The sequence below is a fragment of the Arthrobacter sp. YA7-1 genome, from assembly GCF_025960325.1.
In the GTDB taxonomy this organism is placed as follows: Bacteria; Actinomycetota; Actinomycetes; order Actinomycetales; family Micrococcaceae; genus Arthrobacter; species Arthrobacter bambusae_A.
Genome location: NZ_CP110114.1, coordinates 3,603,822 through 3,622,673 on the forward strand (window position 1 = coordinate 3,603,822; position 18,852 = coordinate 3,622,673).

Sequence of the window (18,852 nt, forward strand, 5' to 3'; positions counted from 1 at the left end):
ACTGCCGATTCGTGCCGTCGGCTAGGCAATTAGTCCCGGGGTCCGTCGACGGGTGCATCTGCGGCAGGGGCGGTGGCTTCGCCCGTTGCTTCCTCGGCTTCGTCCGCGCGGGTGAAGTCGCGGCGGACGTTGGCGATGCCTTCCGGACCCATCTCGAAGCCGTGCTCGCTGCCGGGGTTGATCACCAGGCCCAGCTCGTCGCCGATGCTGTCCAGGATCGCCGAGCCGTGGGTGCCCAGGACGTTGGGTGCGGCCTCAAGGAAGTGCGATTCCACCCGGCTCGGGTGGCTGAACACGGCGAGGACCGGCTGGCCCTCGGAGTTGGCGAGGACAAGCGGCTCCACCGCGGCGTCAGGCTTGTCCAAGGAGTCGGTGCTCAGGATGTAGACCTCGTTGTTCAGGAAGGCCAGGATGACGTCCACAGGGTTTGCGTCGGGCTGCCCGGACTTTGCGAGCTTGGACTCAAGGTCGTTCAAGGGCAAGGATTCCGGGGCTGCCGGCTGATCTGTCATGGTTCCACTCGATCACGGTTCCCCTGCCGGAAGCAATTCCCGGTCCGCCCGGGCCGCCGTCCGGTGGCGAGATCGTGGGTGCGGGCCGTACGCTGCGTTCCGGAACGTAGTCCTCGGCCCGCACCCACGATTTCGGCAAGCAGAACTACTTCTTCGCCGTGGCCCTCTTCGCAGGCGCCTTCCGGGCCGTGGTGGTCCGCTTGACCGGGCCTTTGGCGCGCTTCTCGGCAAGGAGCTCGATTGCCTGTTCCCGGGTCAGCTCTTCCAAGGACGTGGCGCGCGGAACGGTGATGTTGGTGACGCCGTCGGTGATGTACGGCCCGAAACGGCCTTCCTTCACCACGATGTTCTTCTCCGAAACCGGGTCCGGACCGAACTCGGCCAGCGGCGGCACGGCAGCACGCGCACCACGCTGCTTCGGCTGGGAGTAGATTTCCAGTGCCTGTTCCAAGGTGATCGTGAAGATCTCTTCCTCGGATCCGATGGAACGGGAGTCCGTGCCCTTCTTCAGGTACGGCCCGAAGCGGCCGTTCTGCACCGTGATCGGGTTGCCGTCGGCGTCTGCGCCGAGGACACGAGGCAGGCTCATGAGCTGCAGGGCTTCGTCGAGCGAGATCGAGTCAACCGTCATTGACTTGAACAGAGATCCCGTGCGCGGCTTGGCCTTGACGGGCTTCTTCGGCGGCTTCGGTTTGCCGTTCTTGTAATACTCCACCGGCTGGTTGGCCAGCTGCTCTTCGGTCATTTCCGGGATGATCTCGGTGACATAGGCCCCGTAGCGGCCGTTCTTGGCTACCACGGTGTGCCCGGTGTGCGGATCCGCGCCCAGGACACGTTCCTCAGGGGCAGCCGTTTCCATGAGCTCTACGGCCTTTGCCGCGGTCAGCTCGTCCGGCGCGAGGTCCTCGGGGACGTTGGCTCGCGCAGACTCCACGACTTCGCCGGTCTTGGGGTCGACGGTAGGGATCGAGCTTTCCAAGTACGGGCCGAACTTGCCGACGCGCAGCGTAATGCCCTCGGCGATCGGCACGGAGTTGATCTCGCGAGCATCGATTTCACCGAGGTTGTTGACGATGCTCAGGAGGCCAGGATCGGCGTCTTCACCGTAGTAGAAGTGCTTGAGCCAAGCTGCACCGACGGCCTGGCCGTTGGCGATCTTGTCCAGGTCGCCTTCCATGTCCGCCGTGAATTCGTAGTCCACGTAGTCGGTGAAGTGCTGCTCCAGCAGGCGGATCACCGAGAAGGCGATCCAGCTGGGAACCAGCGCAGACCCCTGCTTCCGGACGTAGCCGCGGTCCTGAATGGTGGAGATCGTGGATGCGTAGGTGGAAGGACGGCCAATGCCGCGCTTTTCCAGCTCCGCAGTCAGCGAGGCTTCCGTGTACCGCGGCGGTGGCGAGGTGTCGTGGCCAACAGCAACGATGTCCGAAGCCGTGAGGGAATCATCTTTGGCCACGTTGGGAAGGCGCCGGGCTTCGTCGGAGTCGTCGTCGCCGCGGCTCTCGTCCTTGCCTTCTTCGTAGGCCGCCAGAAAGCCCGGGAAGGTGATGACAGTGCCGGAGGCCGAGAATTCGGCGTCGCGTCCGTCGTTTGCCACTGCGCCGAGGCGGATGGTGGCGGTGGAGCCCTTGGCGTCGCCCATCTGGGACGCGATGGTGCGCTTCCAGATGAGTTCGTAGAGCCGGAAAGCGTCTCCGGTCAGGTGGTTGGCCACCTGGGCCGGGGTGCGGAAGGAGTCACCCGCGGGGCGGATCGCCTCGTGGGCTTCCTGCGCGTTTGCGGCCCTATTGGCGTAGACGCGCGGAGACAGCGGCACGTACTCGGGACCGTACAGTTCGGAGGCCTGGCGGCGTGCGGCCGTGAGGGCTTCGTCGCTCAAGGCGGACGAGTCCGTACGCATATAGGTGATGTAGCCGTTTTCATACAGGCGCTGGGCGATCTGCATGGTGCTCTTGGAGGTGAAGCGCAGCTTGCGGCCGGCTTCCTGCTGAAGGGTCGACGTCGTGAACGGCGCGGCGGGACGGCGCGTGTACGGCTTGGTGTCGACCGAGCGGACGCGGAAGTCCGCGTTCTCGAGCCCGGCGGCCAACGACGTCGCGAGTTCCTCGTTGAGGTGCACTGCGTTCGCGGAGGTGAGGACGCCGTCGTCGTTGAAGTCACGGCCGCTGGCTACCTTCGCGCCGTCCACGGCGGCGAGCTTGGCCTTGAACGTCGCGGAGCCGGTACCGAACTGGCCGGTCAGGTCCCAGTATGATGCGGATTTGAACGCCATGCGTTCGCGTTCGCGGTCAACCACCATGCGGGTCACGACCGACTGGACGCGGCCGGCCGACAGTCCGCGGGCAACCTTGCGCCACAGCACCGGGGAGATCTCGTAACCGTACAGACGGTCCAGGATGCGGCGCGTTTCCTGGGCGTCGACGAGGGCGCTGTCGACGTCGCGCAGGTTGTCCATGGCGCGGTGGATGGCTTCCTTGGTGATTTCACCGAACGTCATGCGGTAGACGGGAACCTTGGGCTTCAGGACCTCCAGGAGGTGCCACGCGATGGCCTCGCCCTCGCGGTCCCCATCGGTTGCGAGATAGAGCGCGTCAGCGTCTTTCAGCTGGGCCTTGAGTTCGGCAACCTTTTTCTTCTTGTCCGGGGACACCACGTAATACGGTTTGAAGTCGTTCTCGATGTCGACGGCGAACTTGCCCACCGAGGTCTTCTTCAGTTCTGCAGGGAGGTCCGAGGGCTGCGGGAGGTCGCGGATGTGGCCGATCGAGGCCTCGACAATGAAGCCCTCGCCCAGGTACTTGGCGATGGTCTTGCTCTTGGCCGGAGACTCCACGATCACGAGTTTCTTGCCGGTTTTTGCCTTGCTGGGCACGGTTCTCCTACAGAAAAATGAATTGCTTGGGCTCGTGCCCATATTGGCCTAGTTCACCATATTTTGCAGAATCGTGCGTTTCCATGTGCACAAGTGCTGTGGAGGAACAGTGGGTTTGGGCTAGGTTGAGGTCGGGGTCCGGTCGTCCGGAATCATTGACCACATCGTAGCGATTCGTACCGCTCCTTCGGGAATCCGGGTGGGATCTTCGAGGTCATATGACCTGATGAGGTCTTGGAACTTGGCCTTGAGATCCGTCCGCTGGTCGGGAGTCAGGTACAGCAGATCGCTGGACAGCACCATGGCGGCTGCCTCGTTCGCGGCCTCGCCGCGCAGGCGCCGCTCACCACGGGCCCGGGTGAAGGCCGTAGCCCGACGCCGGAAGGCGTCCAGTTCAAGTTCGACGACGGCGATCTCCGGGCTCGGAGCGTTGCCGCCGGATTTGATGGTGAAGTCCGAACCCGCAGCCTTCCAACGGCGTTCGCGGGCATCGCCTTCGTTGTCTGCGGCAGTCACGATCCCCCACTTCTGGAGCGCCCGCAGGTGGTAGCTCATGGCGCTCGGCGTGAGCCCGGTCTGCGCGGCGAGCTCGGTGGCCGTACGGCTCAACTGCGTGGAATACAGTTCCGAGATGACCTCAAGCCGGGCCGCGTGGGCCAGCGCACGGATCGCTTTGGGGTCGGTGATCTCCACCGTCTTGCCGGGCCGTTTCCGGCGCTTCGCGGATGCCAGCCCGGTGGATACCCCATTGTCTTCATTCACCGAAACAGTTTATCCGCCGGTACCGCCGCAAGCGCCCTACGCCGCGGGGAGCAGGAAGCCGTCGCGGACCAGGTTCCCCACATCGGAGAGCAACCCGGTGCGGAACGCGTCGTCGTCGAAGTCCTCCCCTCCACCCAGCAGGGCGGCCAGGGCGCCGATCAGCTGGCGGACGGACAATTCGCCGTCACATGCCGACACGAAGCCGGCCAGCTCGGTGCTCAACAGGTTCGTCCTGCGGAGGCCCGCGCCTTGGCGCAACAGGATGACGCCGGGGTGCTCGGCGCCGGGACGCTGGTGGCGTTCCTCGGTCACGTCCTCGGCCACCACCAGGTGGGCCTCGGAGAGCTCGTGGGCGTCCAGCCAGTCGGCGCGTTCGACGGCGGCGGCAAGGTGCGGGCCGATCGGTTGCTCGATGGGGTAGGTGATTTCTTCGAATCGGGTGGGCGCAGCTCCCGGACGCAGGGCCTCGGGCCGCCGCAGCCAGATCATTCCGAAGCCAATTGCCTCCACATTGCGGGAGGCGAAATCCTCCAGGTAGGCGGCATAGGCAGCACGGTAGAGCTCGCGGTCGCGCCCCTCGGAGGCGTCCTGCAGCCAGGTCTCCGCGTACAGCTCGGGGCTCACCTGTTCCCTCTGGATGAACCACGCCTCGGTGCCGGACCCGGCGAGCCACGACGAAGGCCGTTCGGTCCAGCCGCTGCCCGCAGGGATCTCCCAATTGCCGAGCATCTGCGCCGTGCCGCCGGGGGCGAGGACGTCGGGCAGCGTGCGGACGAGGTTGGCGACGATGTCGTCGCCGGGGAGGCCGCCGTCGCGGTACGTGAACTGATCCGAAGATTGCTCGCCGACACTTCGCGGGGTAATCACGAAAGGCGGATTGGACACCACTAGATCGAAAGTCTCGCCTGCCACGGGTTCCAGGAGCGAACCCAGCCGCAAGCTCACGCGGGACTCGAGATTGGCCGGGTCAAGGTGCAGGGCCTCGGCATTGAGCATCAGGTTGAAACGGGTGAACGCGAGGGCCCGCTCGGAGATGTCCGTCGCCGTGACGTGCTCGCTGTGGTGCAGGAGGTGGAAGGTCTGGATTCCGCAACCCGTCCCGAGGTCCAGGGCGCGTTTCGAGTGCCGCCGGATGGTGGTCTGGACAAGGGTGGTGGAGGCCTGCCCGATGCCCAGCACATGGTCGTGCCGAAGCACACCGGGCTGCTGGTGGGCGGCGAGATCACTGGAAACCCACAGTTCAGCGCCGCCGCTTCCGCTGTTGTCTGCTCCGGAGTCGCCCTCCCAACCGTACGGCCGCAAATCCACCTTGGCGGCGACAGCACCGCCGTCGTTCTTCTCCACCAAACCAAGCTCCACCAAACCCGAGGTGCGGACGCGCGGCAGGGCGGCGTCGAGCTCGGCTTCGGTTTGGGGGACGGCGAGAAGCCACAAGCGCACGACGACGGCGAGCGCGGCTTTCGCCGGGTCCGTCGCCGGGTTTCCGGCGGAGTCAGCCGGTTCGGTGACGATGAGTGCGGGGATGAGCTGGTCCCGGGCGAGGGCCGCGTGGGCGGACTGTCCCAGCAGCCCTGCCACTCCGTCCACGGTGTAGCCGACGTGTCGCAGGTCTTCGGCGAGCGCTGTGAGCAGCGCGGGAAGGTCGCTGCGGGGAGCGTCGAGGGTGGTGGGGGCGGTCCCAAAGGTGGCGGGCGTTGCGGGATCAGTCACCGTGCAAGTCTATTGGGGGCAGCGGCTGGGCGGCGTCGTGCGCGCATTCGTCGGTCCGGCGGCTGCGTCGGCTGCGACGTCGGCGGGGAGCCGATCCAGCAGGTAGCGTTGAATCATGGCATTTCACCCCTCCATTTGGCGTCGCGCTGCATTTCTGGTCCTTGGCGCAGGCATCCTTGCGGTGACGGCGTGCTCCTCCGGGAGATCTGTCTCCAACGCCGACGTCCCCGCGTGGAAGGCGACCACCATGCCCTCGGTGGCCGGAGTGGTCTTGGAGGACTCTGGAAAAATCCCGAACCGCGATCCCTTGGTCAAGAACTTCGCCAGCGTCGCTGCGGGAAGCTACATTTTGACTGTTGCGTGCGACGGCGGTGGCAAGGCCTTCTTCGACGTTTCCTCGGGTGGTACCCGGATTACCGAGGCCGGGGCAGCCTGCTTTGGCAGCCGCGAGACGTCCCGTATCAAGATTCCCTCGACCGGTCCTGTGAGCATCAGCGCAAGCAGCGTGGACGCTCCCGTGATCTACGCGTACCAACTGGTGCCGGCTTCGTAGCTGCCCCCTTCGTTCGAGGTTTCGGCCTGGCGTAGAGTCGGCTTATGGGGTGGGCGCGCGCCCTGAAGTCGTGGGCGCAGGATGTCCTTCCGGACGGCTTCCCGGGGGAACGTATGCGGTGACGCTGGCGTGCCGTGGTGCCCGCAGTGCCGATTTCACCGTTCGAAACGGAAGCGACGTCCTCGTCGGGGTGATGTTGCGGTGCGGCACCACACGGGTCAAAGTCCTGCAGCTGGAGAAGGACGCCGTCCTGGGAATGACGATCACCGCCCATTCTCCGGCGGACTTCGCGTACCGGGTGAGCCGGATCTGACCGGAGCTAGGCGGCGCAGCCTTCCGGGCAACGCAACGTTTCCGGGCTCGACGCACATTCCGCGCAATACAGAGTGAGGTTGCGGCAGCTCAGGTTGGAACAGTTCTCAAACTTGTTGGTGGGTGCCTGGCAGCGGACGCACTGGCCGATGGTCTTGGCTTCCTCACTGAATTCCAGGTGCATGCGCTTGTCGAAAACGTACAGGGAGCCTTCCCACAGCCCTTGGTCCTTGTAGGTTTCGCCGTAACGGACAATCCCGCCGTCGAGTTGGTAAACCTCCTTGAAGCCGCGGTTCACCATGAGGCTGGACAGGACTTCGCAACGGATGCCGCCGGTGCAGTAGGTGACCACAGGCTGGTCCTTGAGGTCGTCGTATTTACCCGAGTCGAGTTCCTTGATGAAGTCGTGGGTGGTGGCGACGTCGGGGACGATTGCGTCCTTGAACTTGCCGATCTGGGCTTCGAAGGCGTTGCGCCCGTCGAAGAACTTTACTTCCTGCCCACTTGCCTTCTTTTCCTCCAGGAGTGCATGGAGCTGTTCAGGCTGAAGGTGGGTGCCACCGCCGACGACGCCGTTCGCATCAACCTTCAGTTCCCCGGGGGCACCGAAGGAAACGATTTCATCCCGCACCTTGACGCTGAGCCTCGGAAAGTCGGCCGCTCCGCCTTCGGACCATTTGAAGTCGATATCGTGGAAACCCTTGTATTCCTTGGTGGTCTTCACATACTGCTTGACGTTGTTGAGTTCCCCACCGACTGTGGCGTTGATGCCGTCCCGCGAAATAAGGATGCGCCCGGTCAGGCCGAGCTTCTCGCACAGGGCACGCTGCCAGAGCCGAACGGCGTCCGGGTCCGCGATCGGGGTAAAGCCATAGAAGAGCACAATTCTGTTCAAAGCCACGTATTTAAGGGTACTTGGTGGCCCCAAACCCGTGCGCCGAGCCGCTTTCCGGCTGCCCAAAGTGTTAATGGAGCTGTTACTGACCGGCCCTGTTGATTCCCAGACCTCTGGCATAGTCTCTCTACATGAGTCACGACGCCTTGGTTGAAGACATCGCTGAGCTGCTCGAAGTCTGGGTGGCTGGCTGGTCGGGGTCCCGAAGCTACGAAACGCGTAAGGAAGGCCGGTTCCCGGCAGCACTGCGTGCGGACAAAACCGGCGACTGGGAATTCTTTGCGCACGACCCCTCCGACGCCGAGTTCGCCGCGCTGGCTGCCAAGACCGCCCAGGCGGAAACCCGTATCCTGACGATCCTCACGAACGACGTCGCGCGCTATACCCAGTTGGCGCGCGAAAACGGGCTGAACATCACCTCCGATTCCCAGACCATGATGATCGTGGACATGGGGACGCAGGATGCGGAAGATCCGTGGCTCTCGGATGACGACCTGAAGCTCACGACTTCCGAGAGCAAGGGCGTCCACTATGCGGTGGTCCATGCCGGTGAAGAGGTCGCGGCCAGCGGCCAGGTATTCGTGGTCAGGCAGACGGCGGTGTTCGACAAGATCGTCACCGAGCCCAATTACCAGCGCCGGGGACTGGGCAGTTTCATCATGAAGGCCCTCGCCGCGCAGGCATTTCAACACGATGTTGAAAGCGGCCTCCTCCTGGCTTCTCTGGACGGACAGCATCTCTACTCCCACCTTGGCTGGAAGCATGTGAGCCAGGTGCTCATGATGTCCACCAAGCCGGTCGACGAGACCGACCTGTCCGTCGCGTAGCCGGCCTTCGGCGCCGGGAGCTGCCCGCAGCGGGTCCGCGGCTGGACCGGCAACCGTTGGGTTCCGTTCCGATGACAGAATGTTCAGGTGAACGCAACTGAATCGATGATCTCCCTTCTGGGCAGGAGCCCGGACCCGGAGCAGTTGCGACATGTCCGCACTATTCCGGCGCGCCAGGCTGTCCATGAGGCATGGCCGGGCTGGGCTCATCCCGATGTGGTTGCCGCCTACGGAACCTTGGGCATCCACGAACCGTACCGGCACCAGATCGAAGCAGCGGAGCTCGCCCACTCGGGCCAGAACGTCGTCATCGCCACCGGGACCGCCTCCGGGAAGTCGCTTGCCTACCAGCTCCCCGCCCTCGACGCGATCCATCGTTCCGAGCTGCGGGTGCTGTCCGAGCCGGGCAAGATCCACGACGACGGTGCCGTCACCTTGTATCTCTCGCCCACCAAAGCGCTTGCAGCCGACCAGCTCGCAGCGATCCGCGCGCTCAGGCTCCCTACCGTCCGGGCGGAAACGTACGACGGCGATACCGACCAGTCCCAGCGCCGCTGGATCCGCGATCATGCCAACTTCATCCTCGCCAACCCTGACATGCTGCACTTCGGGATCCTGCCCAACCACACGTGGTGGGCCCGCTTCTTCCGCAGGTTGCGATACGTCATCGTGGACGAGGCCCACAGCTACCGGGGTGTGTTCGGGTCGCACGTCGCCAACCTCATGCGCAGGCTCCGGCGAATCTGCGCCTACTACGGTGCCGGCACCTCCTTTCCCGAACCGGTGTTCATTGCGGCGTCGGCGACGGCTTCAGACCCTGGGACGTCATTTTCCCGGCTCATCGGCACTCCCGTCCGTGAAGTTTCCGAGGACTGTTCACCGCATGGCTCCACCACTGTGGCTTTCTGGGAACCTGCGCTGACCGACCTGAAGGGCGAAAACGGGGCGAATTCCCGCAGGACCGCTGTGGCCGAGACCGCGGACTTGCTGGCCAATCTGGTGTCCTCCCGTGTGCGGACCATCGCCTTCATCAAATCCAGGCGCGGCGCGGAAACAATATCGTCCATCACCAAGCGCCTCCTCGATGAGGTGGACCCGAGCCTGCCGCAACGGGTTGCCGCCTACCGCTCCGGTTATCTTCCCGAGGAGAGACGGGCTTTGGAGAAGGCCTTGCGTTCCGGCGAGCTGCTTGGGGTCTCCAGCACGTCCGCATTGGAGCTCGGTATCGACATATCCGGACTGGACGCAGTGCTGGTGGCCGGCTGGCCCGGGACGAGGGCTTCCCTGTTCCAACAGATCGGACGGGCCGGCCGAGCGGGCCAGGACGCCATTGCCGCATTCGTGGCCAGCGATGATCCCTTGGACACCTACCTCGTCAACCATCCGGAGGCGATCTTTGATGTGTCGGTCGAGGCCACCGTTTTCGATCCAGGAAACCCTTACGTGCTCGGCCCCCATCTGTGTGCGGCAGCGGCTGAGCTCCCCATCGGCGTGGCCGAACTCGGCCTGTTCGGGCCAACATCCGAGTCCCTCCTGAATCAGCTGGTGGAGCAGGGTTACCTGAGGAAACGGCCCGCGGGCTGGTTCTGGACCCATCCCGAGAGCGCAGCGGCCATGGTGAACCTCCGCGCAGACGGCGGTGGCCCCGTGAGCATCGTGGACTCCGACACTGGCTCCCTGCTGGGCACCATGGACTCGCCACAGACGCATTACCAGGCGCATACAGGGGCGATCTATGTGCACCAAGGGGACAGTTACCTGGTCGAGGAACTGAACGAAGAAGACCATTGCGTGGTGGTTCGCCGAACGAACCCCGACTACTACACGACCGCGCGCGATGTGACCCAGATCGAGGTCCTGCAATCCCTCCGGACCATGGAATGGGGGGATATCGCAGTCCACTTCGGCGAAGTGAAGGTAACAACACAGGTGGTCTCCTTCCAACGTAAGGCACTGATTTCCAACGAGGTTTTGGGGGAAGAACCGCTGGAACTCGGGGCCAGGGATCTCTTCACCAAGGCGGTATGGTTTGTGGTTCACAACCGTTCACTGACCGGCGCGGGCCTTATCGAGGCGCAGTTCCCGGGTGCGCTCCACGCCGCCGAGCACGCCGCCATCGGACTCCTTCCGCTGGTCGCTTCAAGTGACCGCTGGGATATCGGCGGTGTTTCAACAGCGCTCCACGCCGACACCGGAGTCCCTACGATCTTTGTCTACGACGGCCATCCCGGCGGGGCCGGATTCGCCGAGCGTGGCTTCGAGAAAGCCAAAGTGTGGTTGACCGCCACAAGGGACGCCATCAAAGCCTGCGAATGTGACTCCGGATGCCCTTCCTGCGTCCAGTCCCCCAAATGCGGCAACAAGAACAATCCCCTGGACAAGGACGCTGCGGTCACGCTGATCGACGTGCTGCTGCGGGACGCGGTCTAGGGCGGCGGCCCGGCCCGGGAGCGGCCTGTCGCGGTCCCGAAGACTGCGCCGCGGTCCAGCTTCGTCCGGATTTCCACGATCCCACCTCCGAGTACTGTGCAAGCCGACAACGAAGCTCCGTGCCGCGCGGCCGTTTCGCTGGCGACCACGCAAGGATCTCCGGCTGTCAGTCCGCGGGCGGCGTCGGCTCCCGCGAGCGCAGCAAGATCGGCGGCAGACGCTGCCCGGTGGGCCATCGTCATAGCATGGGAAAGGGTCAACGCCGCCGCCAGGCAGGCCAACACAACGAGGCCCAGAGCAACAGCCAGGATGGTTCCCGAACCGCTTTCCGCAAAGCGATCGCCATCGCCGACGCGGGCACTACCTGCCCTCACGCCGCGACCTCTTCCACAGCGGTTTGGAGCCTCTCCATCGGCACAGCACCTCTGAAGTCCACAACGCCGTCTCCGACCTTGAAGAGAGGCGCGGTGGATGCTGATGGTTGCGGTGCCTCTCCCCTCGCCGACGCAGTCGCTGAAAGACTCCAGGGGATGAGCGAGCCAAAAGGCCCGACCACGCGGGCAGATACTGTGACCGTGATCCATTTGCCGTCTTCCGCAACGGCGGCCGACGCGGAATCTCCTGCCAGTCTTCGAACGATTCCGTCCACGGCGGCATGGCTATCTCCGCGGGCGAGGGCCCGCGCTCCCGCCCTGGCAGCTTCTTCCAGGCGCAGCTGGGTAATTCCCGCGGCCGATCCTGCGAGAAGCAAGGCCAATAGAAGCAGGACAGCAGGCAACGCCACGGCAAATTCCGCAGTGACCGCACCGTAGTCCCCCTCAGGGAAGGCCTCTTTCCGACGGTGGCTCGCCCGGCCATCAACCTTTTTCCCCGGAGCGGCCCGTCTGATCGAAGTCTCGGCGCATTGCCTTGAACCCCGCTGCCTTGTCATGGCAGGGAGAGCGCGCTACGAATGAGGTTCAGAAGGAAGCCACGTACTTCCTCGCTGCGAAGGATGACCACCAAGAGCCCGGCGAAGCCCACAGCAGCAAGCGTGGCGATGGCATACTCGGCCGTTGCCATGCCAAGCTCGGACCCCACGACCCGCTTCTTCGACCGTTTCGGAACGGAAGAGTCGTCGCGGTCTGTTTCAGCGGTGGAACGCGGATGGGTAGGCATCTGGACGGGGTTGTGTCCCGGCGAGCCCGGGAACAGTTCAAGGATCTCGGCCTCCGGCGGAAAAGGGATTGCCTGGGCGAGGGGCCTGCCGGGCCGGGCGGTGTTGATGGTTGCGTTCATTTCAGGTTCCTTTCTGCGGGCCGGCTTGGCTGCCGGACATACTCCGACTCTTCCGTCCGTCTCGCGGCTTCGAAAGGCCCCAACTCTCCTAAGTGGAAAACTCGCTCCTGACCTTTCTGTGGAGGGGAAGCCCCCTTGATGAACGTTCGCGCGGAGCGACCATCTCGCCCCTATTCGTATGGGCTAGTGGTCCTTTACAGTCAGATATGGCCGAGAAGCGCCGCCGTTGATACGTAGCGCTTTTCTTTGTGGCCGGCGGTAGCAGTTACTTTCTCATCGGAGTTCTGTCCGGGCTTGCGTTGGAAGGGGCGGCACTAAGCGCCGCCGTCTACGTGGTGATGCTGGGCATGATGTATTTGATCCTCTCTCGGCGACGACAGAAGAGACTGCGTGAACTTTCCGAGCAGGGTCGGGTTGAGTGTTACCTTCGCCGCCCCGACGCCCCCGAAGGCGACCGTTTCCGGAAATGGAATGCTGGCATTGCAACACCAACGCCGGGACTGCTACCTTTCCAGCCTGTCCGTGGCCGAACAAGTACCGCTAGGGGTAAATCTTTCGACATTCGCATTCACGCGACTCTGGGCTCGCGCTATACCGCTTGTGGAATGCCTGACCACCCCTATGGATCGACACCAGCCATGGTGAGCCTGAGAATAGTGGCATGCCTAAAACCACATTGACAGCGCGAGCCGAAGAATTACGGCTTGCGGCCCGCGAACTCGTCAATGCTGGGCTGACCATGCGCGCGGTAGGGGCCGCGGATTAGCCCCCTGACGGAAGCATTGCCAAGAGCACGGGGACGACGCCAAGGCAGATGAAGGCGGGCAGGGAACAAAGACCCAAGGGGATCACGAGTTTCACCCCGAGCGCTGCAGCACGCTTTTCCGCCATCCTGAACTGTTCACGCCGCAGTCGTGCCGCCTGGGCATAGAGGATGGCCGAGGATGGCGCGCCAGTCAAGGCGGCGAAGGCGAGCGCGTCCTTGAGCTTGCGCGCTTCAGCGCACTGCTGACCCGAACTCCGCCACGCGGTCTCCCAGTCAGTTCCGATCTCGAGGGCGGCAACCACCGTGCTCAGCGTGCGGCTGAGCTGCGGGGACGCGCATGCGGCGATCAAGTCAAGGGCCCGTCCGAGCCCCGCCCCTGAGTCGAGCATGGCGGCCACGAGCTCAAGGATCATCGGCACATTGCGCAAGCCTTCCTGGCCCTCGGGATTCGGGTGCGGGCCCAACGCCTCGCCTCTCCGTGCGTTCTTGAGTGGGCCGTTGTTCCCTGATGATTCGCGAAGCATCCGCAAGGCTGCACACCGCCGGGTTCTTCCCTGATCCGCCAGCCCAAGGATTGCCGCGAAGGTCAATAGCAGGGCCACTGCGATGGCAGGCAAAGCCAGGCCCATCAGTTACCGCCCACCGCGGCATGCACCAGCCGGGATGACCATATTCTGCCGGCGACGGTCAGGACGCCCCCAGCCGCCAGCGCCGCCAATCCGACCCCGTTGGCCAACAGGACCCCCACTGGATCCGTCCCGAGCAGCATGCCCAACCCCAAGCCAAATACCGGCAACCATGTCAGGAGGCGCACGGTGGCTTTCGGGCCGGCCAGGGCAGTCTGGCGCGCATCACCGGCGTCGTCCTCGGCCTCAAGTTGGGCGGAAAATCGCGTCAGCACGTCGGCCAAGGGACAACCGCTCGCCTCCGCAACGTCCAAGCAGGCGGCAAGTTCTCCCCAGATTCGGCGTTCCGCGGGATTCCCGCCCTTGAGATCCTTCGCTGCAGACGTTCGTATGGCTTCGGCGACCGACGTTCCGATCATCGAGGCCGCCCTCGCCGCCGCGAGAACTTGAAGAGACCCAGACGACAGCTTGGGTAGTCCCGGGTCCTTTCCTCGCGCCTTTCCTCGCGCATTGAAACCCCCGGGGTCGCCCGAGCCAGTGCGGTGGTCCCTGTCCCCATGAACCATCCAGAGTTCCTCCCAGAGCCTCGACGTCGAACGGCCTCCCCGGAGGAGTGCGGCCAACTGCTGCACGAGTACCGTGAGCGGCAACGTGTCCGGGCGAGACTGTCCTCGGGGCGTGCGCGTCGCGGGCCTGGGCCCAGCCACAACCGAGGGAGCATGAGGTAGAGCGCGCAGGACCCGTCTGCCAAGCCGCCAAGACGGTTGGAAGGTCACCCAAGAAGCGGCCGCCAGGACGAGAACCAGGAATCCGCTCACGCGGCGCCTCCAAGGTGATCCACTCCAAGATGCTCCGCCCCCAGGTGATCCGGGCGGGGATTCGGTCCTTGGGAAGCAAGCAGGAGCCCGGGATCCAGGCCAAGGCGAGCCGCGAAATCCCGCCACGCAGGACCGGGAACCGCAGCACCCGCCCGCAGCTCAACAGCAGGCACCACGGATGGGGCGGACCCGTTTTCCGACAGCACCCCAATACAGGAAACTCGCCGGCCGGCAGGCGTCCGCTCGACGTGGACTACTGCATCCAACGCCGTTGAAAGCTGCAGTTGAACGGCTTCCCGGCTCAAGCCTGCGAGCGCGCCCAACGCCACGAGCCTGGCAGGGACTGCTGCGGCAGTGTTTGCGTGGATGGTGCCACCGCCGCCAGTGTGGCCGGTATTGAGTGCCGTCAACAGCTCACGTACTTCAGCGCCGCGGCACTCGCCCACGACCAACCGGTCCGGCCGCATCCGCAGCGCCTGCCGAACGAGTTCGCCGAGGTCGAGTGCGCCCCCGCCTTCAAGGTTTCCGTGCCTCGATTCAAGGGAAACCACGTGCGGGTGCACGGGATTCAGCTCGGAAGCGTCTTCAAGCAGGACAAGCCGATCATGCGGGCTGCTCAAGCCGAGCATCGTGGACAGCAACGTGGTCTTCCCGGAACCCGTGGCACCGCTGATCAGGAAGCTCAACCTGCGGTCAACCATCGCGTGCAGCACCTGCTGGACCGGTGCTGCGAACATGCCTCCCGTACGCAGCTCGTCCATGGAGAAGACCTCCTCGCGCCGGATCCGCACGGACAACAAAGTTCCCTCAGTGGAAATCGGAGGCAGTACGGCGTGCACCCGGTATCCACCGACGAGACGGACGTCAACGCAGGGCGAACCGTCGTCCAAACGACGCCCACCGGCCGCCACCAGCCGGGATGCCAAGGCACGGATCTGGGGTTCACCGTCGAAATGCACGTGGGCCCGTTCCAGCCCCTTACCGCGATCGAACCACACCGAGTCCGGGCCATTCACGAAGATGTCCGTCACTGAGGCATCGCGGGCAAGCTGTTGGAGAGGTCCAAGTCCGCTCAATTCGGCGCTGATCGATTCAACGGCGGCAAGCGCCCCTGCGGTTCCGAGGAGCCGGCCCGTCGCATGGACGGCCGCGGCCACTCGCGACGGAGTGACCGGTCCGGCGTCGGCCATGACGGTTTCCCGCACGGTTTCAAGCAACGCGGCGTCCAAGAGCCTGGTATTGCGCCAGCGCCCGCCGCTGGGGAAGGCAGAAGCACTCATGCTGCTCCGTCGTCGAGTAGGTGAAGGACGGATTCCGCAAAGCGACGCACGGCCTTCCGTTTGCCGAATTCCAGAAGGCGTCCGAGCTCCGCCGCCGCGGCCGTACCGCGGAGTTCGGGGAGCACGCCGTTAAGGGGCAGACCCAGCGAATCGGCTACGAAGGGTCCGTCCAAGGCCGAACCGGCCGTTCCACGGATCACCAAGGCTGTGTCAACAGGCGGCAGATCCTGGAGAAGCTTGGCAGCGGCGACTGCTGCGCGGAGTTGAGCCGGTGCCACCATAAGGATCCTGTCGCACTCCCAGGCGAAGCAGCCAAGCGATTCTGTTCCGCGACCGATGTCGACAATGACCAATTCAAATCCGCGTCTCGCCGCATCGAGGACAGCCGCGACAGCGCCGGGCTCCACGTCCAGGAAACGGTCGCGACTGCCTGGCCAAGACAAGAAGGAGAATCCTCCGGCTATAGGCAGGGAGTCGCTTAGCTGCCCGGTGCCGATGCTCCCGCTGGCACCTGCAAGATCGGGCCAGCGCAGTCCCGGCGCATCTTCGGCAGCCAGGTAAAGCTCAAGCCCCCCTCCCCGGGGATCGCCATCGACCAGCAGCGTCCGTATTCCATGGACCGCCGCTTCCTGAGCCAGCCACACCGCAGCCGTGGACGCGCCCGCACCGCCGCACCCTCCTGTCACCCCGAGCAACAATCCTCCGGGGTCCGGGTCAGGGGACCGGCCGAGGTGCTCGGCCAACCAGGCTGCCGCTTCCGGCAAGACTGCCACGCGTTCGGCCCCCAGCGCCGCCCCCAATTGCCACAAAGAATCCCCTTCACCGTCGAGGCCCAGCAAGACTGAAGGCGCACGACGACGGGGCGGAAGCTCGCGGACGTCGCTGCCGAGAAGCACCATTCCCGCGGTGTCCCACATGGGCAGCGCGGCCGATAAATCGACGACTGTCCGGAGACTCGCACCGACAGCGGCAGCGATCCTTTCGGTTTCAGCTTGAAGCCGGACGTTTCCTGTCACGAGAAGGACTTCGCTGGAATCGGCAGGAACCCACGGCTCTCCATGAGACGGGCCAGGTGCCGGGCCTTGCTCCGGCCCTGGCGGTGGACCGGATCCCCCGGATCGGGCGCGACCCCCGGATCCACCGGATCCGGGGCCGCGGCGTTGAAGCACCGACGAGCCGCGATTGGTGCCGTGGTTCCGCTCCAGATGTTGCCCGCTCATGAAGCCACTCTCTCCGTTTCGCCGCGGGCAGTGAAGGCCCGTATCGGCCTATGTGGATAAGCAACGGCAACAACGCCTGTGGACGAGGAGTCCTCGTTCGAACCGCACCACCGCGAACCCCGCCACCCCGCCACCCCGCCACCCCGCCACCCCGCCACCCCGCCACCCCGCCACCCCGCCACCCCGCCACCCCGCCACCCCGGACAGAAGTATCGCTGACGGAAGTATCGCGGACGGCAACTGTCCGCAAAGTGCAGGGTTCCACGGAATCACAAGGCAGAATTGTCAGCATGTACCTGCTGCTCGCCGCCCATCCAGACGGCGCAGCCATTCAGGAAAGCGATGCGGCCGGAGTAGCCGTCACAGAGCCGCGCGTCGTGCGAAAGGCCGATCTGGCCGACGTCGTCAGCGTGTTGGAGAAAAGTCGTCCGCGCTGGGTCTGGAACCGGACCCAGGATTGGTACCCGGCGATGCTCCAGGCCGGGGTGGAACTGGAGCGCTGCCACGACCTCACACTCTGCCGCGCCATCCTGGTCCACTCCGAGTTCACGGCCCACACGGACTATGCCCGCAGCGCGGAAAAGCTCACGCAAGACGACGAAATGCCGGTTCCGCCGCGCATCCTCCAGCCACCCCCGCCACCCGCCGATCAGGACGCGCTGTTCGACGACCTGGTCCCGCGCAGCACCCAGCCAGGCCTGAACGAGATCCGTGCCGAATTCGCGGCCCAGCAACATGCGCTCGGCCAGGCCTCCAAGGAAGAAGGCCGGCAGCACCGACTGAAACTGCTGCTGGCGGCCGAATCCGCCGGCGCCATGATCGCCGCAGAAATGCAGTTCACGGGCGTGCCGTGGCAGGAGACGCTGCACGAAGAGATCCTTGAACGCCACCTGGGTCCCCGGCCTCCCGCCGGGCACCGGCCAGCCAGGCTGGAGGCGCTCTGCAACGAGCTTCGCGGGATTCTCCAGTCCCCGAAGTTGAATCCGGATTCACCGCAGGACCTCATGCGTGCCCTGCACCGGAACGGCATCGAAGTAAAAACCACCCGCCAGTGGGAGCTCAAGGAATCGAAGCATCCGGCCATCGAGCCGCTGCTGGAGTACAAGAAGCTCTCCCGCTTGTTCGCTGCCAACGGCTGGTCATGGCTGGACGCCTGGGTGAGCGAAGGGCGGTTCCGGCCCGAGTACGTCGTGGGGGGCGTGGTTTCCGGTCGTTGGGCGTCCCGGGGCGGCGGGGCATTGCAGATTCCGCGCCAGATCCGGGGTGCGGTTCACGCCGACCCGGGGCACAAATTGATCGTCGCAGACGCCTCCCAGCTCGAGCCCCGGGTTCTGGTGGCGCTTGCTCAGGACTCGAAAATGGCCGAGGCCGCACGGGACAAGGACTTGTACGCCGGTATAGCCGCCCAGGGTTTCGGTGGCGACCGCTCGAAGGCCAAGATCGCCCTGCTCGGTGCAATTTACGGCGCTACCACGGGCGAATCCGGACGCCTCATGCCACAGCTGACCCGGACGTATCCCCGGGCAGTCGGCTTCGTCGAACAGGCAGCCCGCGACGGCGAAGGCGGCCGCACCGTGACCTCAAGATTGGGACGCAGCAGCCCGCCGCCGTCGGAACGCTGGGTCCGCAGCCAGCAATCCACGACGGCGGAAGAGCAGCGGCGCGCGGACAGCATCGCGCGCTCGCGGGGACGTTTCACGAGGAACTTCGTGGTGCAAGGTTCCGCGGCGGACTGGGCGTCGTGCTGGCTTGCCGAACTTCGACGGCGGCTGCGCACCGCACGTGCCTGCGGCCTGCCTGCCGGGGAACTCGTGTTCTTCCTGCATGACGAGGTCATGGTCCACGCGCCTACGGAGTCGGTGGAAGCGTGCATCAAGGCCATCGAAGAGGCCGCGGCCGCAGCGAAGGAACTGCTGTTCGGGCGGGTTCCGGTCGAATTTCCGGTGAGTGTTGCCGTCGTCGATTCCTACGACAAAGCGAAGTAATCGGCG

17 protein-coding genes are annotated in these 18,852 nt (G+C 64.8%); 5 read left to right on the plus strand and 12 right to left on the minus strand.

From position 1 onward, the window contains the following. Positions 1-29: 29 nt before the first annotated feature. The 4 genes from OIT41_RS16900 to OIT41_RS16915 form a co-directional block, all read right to left on the minus strand. Entirely contained in the window at positions 30-512 is a 483-nt protein-coding gene (locus OIT41_RS16900; protein WP_241709301.1) for an SseB family protein, read from the minus strand. A 145-nt stretch (positions 513-657) separates the two neighbouring features. Continuing rightward, positions 658-3,384 carry a type I DNA topoisomerase gene (topA, locus tag OIT41_RS16905; RefSeq protein ID WP_264636923.1) on the minus strand — a complete coding sequence of 909 codons (2,727 nt, stop codon included), beginning with the start codon at positions 3,382-3,384 and terminating at the stop codon, positions 658-660. Between the two features lie 120 nt (positions 3,385-3,504). Beyond that, positions 3,505-4,146 carry an ArsR/SmtB family transcription factor gene (locus OIT41_RS16910; RefSeq protein WP_241709299.1) on the minus strand — a complete coding sequence of 214 codons (642 nt, stop codon included), beginning with the start codon at positions 4,144-4,146 and terminating at the stop codon, positions 3,505-3,507. 36 nt (positions 4,147-4,182) lie between these two features. Continuing rightward, positions 4,183-5,856 carry a methyltransferase gene (locus OIT41_RS16915; protein ID WP_241709298.1) on the minus strand — a complete coding sequence of 558 codons (1,674 nt, stop codon included), beginning with the start codon at positions 5,854-5,856 and terminating at the stop codon, positions 4,183-4,185. A 115-nt stretch (positions 5,857-5,971) separates the two neighbouring features. Here OIT41_RS16915 and OIT41_RS16920 point away from each other — a divergent pair, with 115 nt between their 5' ends. Further along, positions 5,972-6,409, plus strand: a complete 438-nt coding sequence (locus OIT41_RS16920) for a hypothetical protein (protein WP_241709297.1) — start codon at positions 5,972-5,974, stop codon at positions 6,407-6,409. A gap of 49 nt (positions 6,410-6,458) precedes the next feature. Further along, positions 6,459-6,722, plus strand: a complete 264-nt coding sequence (locus OIT41_RS16925) for a hypothetical protein (RefSeq protein ID WP_241709296.1) — start codon at positions 6,459-6,461, stop codon at positions 6,720-6,722. A gap of 6 nt (positions 6,723-6,728) precedes the next feature. Here OIT41_RS16925 and OIT41_RS16930 read toward each other — a convergent pair whose 3' ends face one another. Continuing rightward, the gene (locus OIT41_RS16930; RefSeq protein WP_078107651.1) at positions 6,729-7,622 is read right to left on the minus strand and encodes a rhodanese-related sulfurtransferase; all 894 of its coding nucleotides are present in this window, start codon (positions 7,620-7,622) and stop codon (positions 6,729-6,731) included. A 125-nt stretch (positions 7,623-7,747) separates the two neighbouring features. On the opposite strand from OIT41_RS16930, the gene OIT41_RS16935 reads away from it, so the two are divergent. After that, on the plus strand, positions 7,748-8,443 hold the full coding sequence (locus OIT41_RS16935; RefSeq protein WP_078107650.1) for a GNAT family N-acetyltransferase: 696 nt from the start codon (positions 7,748-7,750) through the stop codon (positions 8,441-8,443). 105 nt (positions 8,444-8,548) lie between these two features. Next, entirely contained in the window at positions 8,549-10,873 is a 2,325-nt protein-coding gene (locus tag OIT41_RS16940) for a DEAD/DEAH box helicase (protein WP_242598767.1), read from the plus strand. Here the strand turns inward: OIT41_RS16940 and OIT41_RS16945 are convergent. The 7 genes from OIT41_RS16945 to ssd form a co-directional block, all read right to left on the minus strand. Next, positions 10,870-11,247 carry an Rv3654c family TadE-like protein gene (locus OIT41_RS16945; protein WP_241709294.1) on the minus strand — a complete coding sequence of 126 codons (378 nt, stop codon included), beginning with the start codon at positions 11,245-11,247 and terminating at the stop codon, positions 10,870-10,872. The genes OIT41_RS16940 and OIT41_RS16945 overlap by 4 nt on opposite strands. Then, positions 11,244-11,657, minus strand: a complete 414-nt coding sequence (locus tag OIT41_RS16950; RefSeq protein WP_241709293.1) for a TadE family type IV pilus minor pilin — start codon at positions 11,655-11,657, stop codon at positions 11,244-11,246. Before OIT41_RS16950 ends, OIT41_RS16945 begins: the two co-directional genes overlap by 4 nt. Before the next feature lie 143 nt (positions 11,658-11,800). Next, positions 11,801-12,151 (minus strand): DUF4244 domain-containing protein, encoded by a 351-nt coding sequence (locus tag OIT41_RS16955; protein WP_264636924.1) that lies wholly within the window; start codon positions 12,149-12,151, stop codon positions 11,801-11,803. Positions 12,152-12,913: 762 nt separating this feature from the next. Next, positions 12,914-13,546, minus strand: coding sequence for a type II secretion system F family protein (locus OIT41_RS16960; RefSeq protein WP_264636925.1), 633 nt, complete (start codon positions 13,544-13,546; stop codon positions 12,914-12,916). Further along, positions 13,546-13,962 carry a hypothetical protein gene (locus OIT41_RS20900; protein WP_319801830.1) on the minus strand — a complete coding sequence of 139 codons (417 nt, stop codon included), beginning with the start codon at positions 13,960-13,962 and terminating at the stop codon, positions 13,546-13,548. Before OIT41_RS20900 ends, OIT41_RS16960 begins: the two co-directional genes overlap by 1 nt. 395 nt (positions 13,963-14,357) lie before the next feature. Further along, positions 14,358-15,641 carry a TadA family conjugal transfer-associated ATPase gene (locus OIT41_RS16970; RefSeq protein WP_264636927.1) on the minus strand — a complete coding sequence of 428 codons (1,284 nt, stop codon included), beginning with the start codon at positions 15,639-15,641 and terminating at the stop codon, positions 14,358-14,360. Continuing rightward, complete coding sequence (ssd, locus tag OIT41_RS16975) at positions 15,638-16,657, minus strand: septum site-determining protein Ssd (protein ID WP_264636928.1); 1,020 nt, start codon at positions 16,655-16,657, stop codon at positions 15,638-15,640. Before ssd ends, OIT41_RS16970 begins: the two co-directional genes overlap by 4 nt. A gap of 494 nt (positions 16,658-17,151) precedes the next feature. Here ssd and OIT41_RS16980 point away from each other — a divergent pair, with 494 nt between their 5' ends. Then, positions 17,152-18,846 (plus strand): bifunctional 3'-5' exonuclease/DNA polymerase, encoded by a 1,695-nt coding sequence (locus OIT41_RS16980; RefSeq protein WP_264636929.1) that lies wholly within the window; start codon positions 17,152-17,154, stop codon positions 18,844-18,846. Positions 18,847-18,852: the final 6 nt, after the last annotated feature.

Bases quoted from the DNA above. Each gene is read 5' to 3' on its own strand.
- OIT41_RS16900 (WP_241709301.1), bottom strand. From the start codon at position 512: ATGACAGATCAGCCGGCAGCCCCGGAATCCTTGCCCTTGAACGACCTT.
- OIT41_RS16920 (WP_241709297.1), top strand. From the start codon at position 5,972: ATGGCATTTCACCCCTCCATTTGGCGTCGCGCTGCATTTCTGGTCCTT.
- OIT41_RS16935 (WP_078107650.1), top strand. From the start codon at position 7,748: ATGAGTCACGACGCCTTGGTTGAAGACATCGCTGAGCTGCTCGAAGTC.
- OIT41_RS16940 (WP_242598767.1), top strand. From the start codon at position 8,549: ATGATCTCCCTTCTGGGCAGGAGCCCGGACCCGGAGCAGTTGCGACAT.
- OIT41_RS16955 (WP_264636924.1), bottom strand. From the start codon at position 12,151: ATGAACGCAACCATCAACACCGCCCGGCCCGGCAGGCCCCTCGCCCAG.
- OIT41_RS16960 (WP_264636925.1), bottom strand. From the start codon at position 13,546: ATGGGCCTGGCTTTGCCTGCCATCGCAGTGGCCCTGCTATTGACCTTC.
- OIT41_RS20900 (WP_319801830.1), bottom strand. From the start codon at position 13,962: ATGATCGGAACGTCGGTCGCCGAAGCCATACGAACGTCTGCAGCGAAG.
- OIT41_RS16970 (WP_264636927.1), bottom strand. From the start codon at position 15,641: ATGAGTGCTTCTGCCTTCCCCAGCGGCGGGCGCTGGCGCAATACCAGG.
- OIT41_RS16980 (WP_264636929.1), top strand. From the start codon at position 17,152: ATGTACCTGCTGCTCGCCGCCCATCCAGACGGCGCAGCCATTCAGGAA.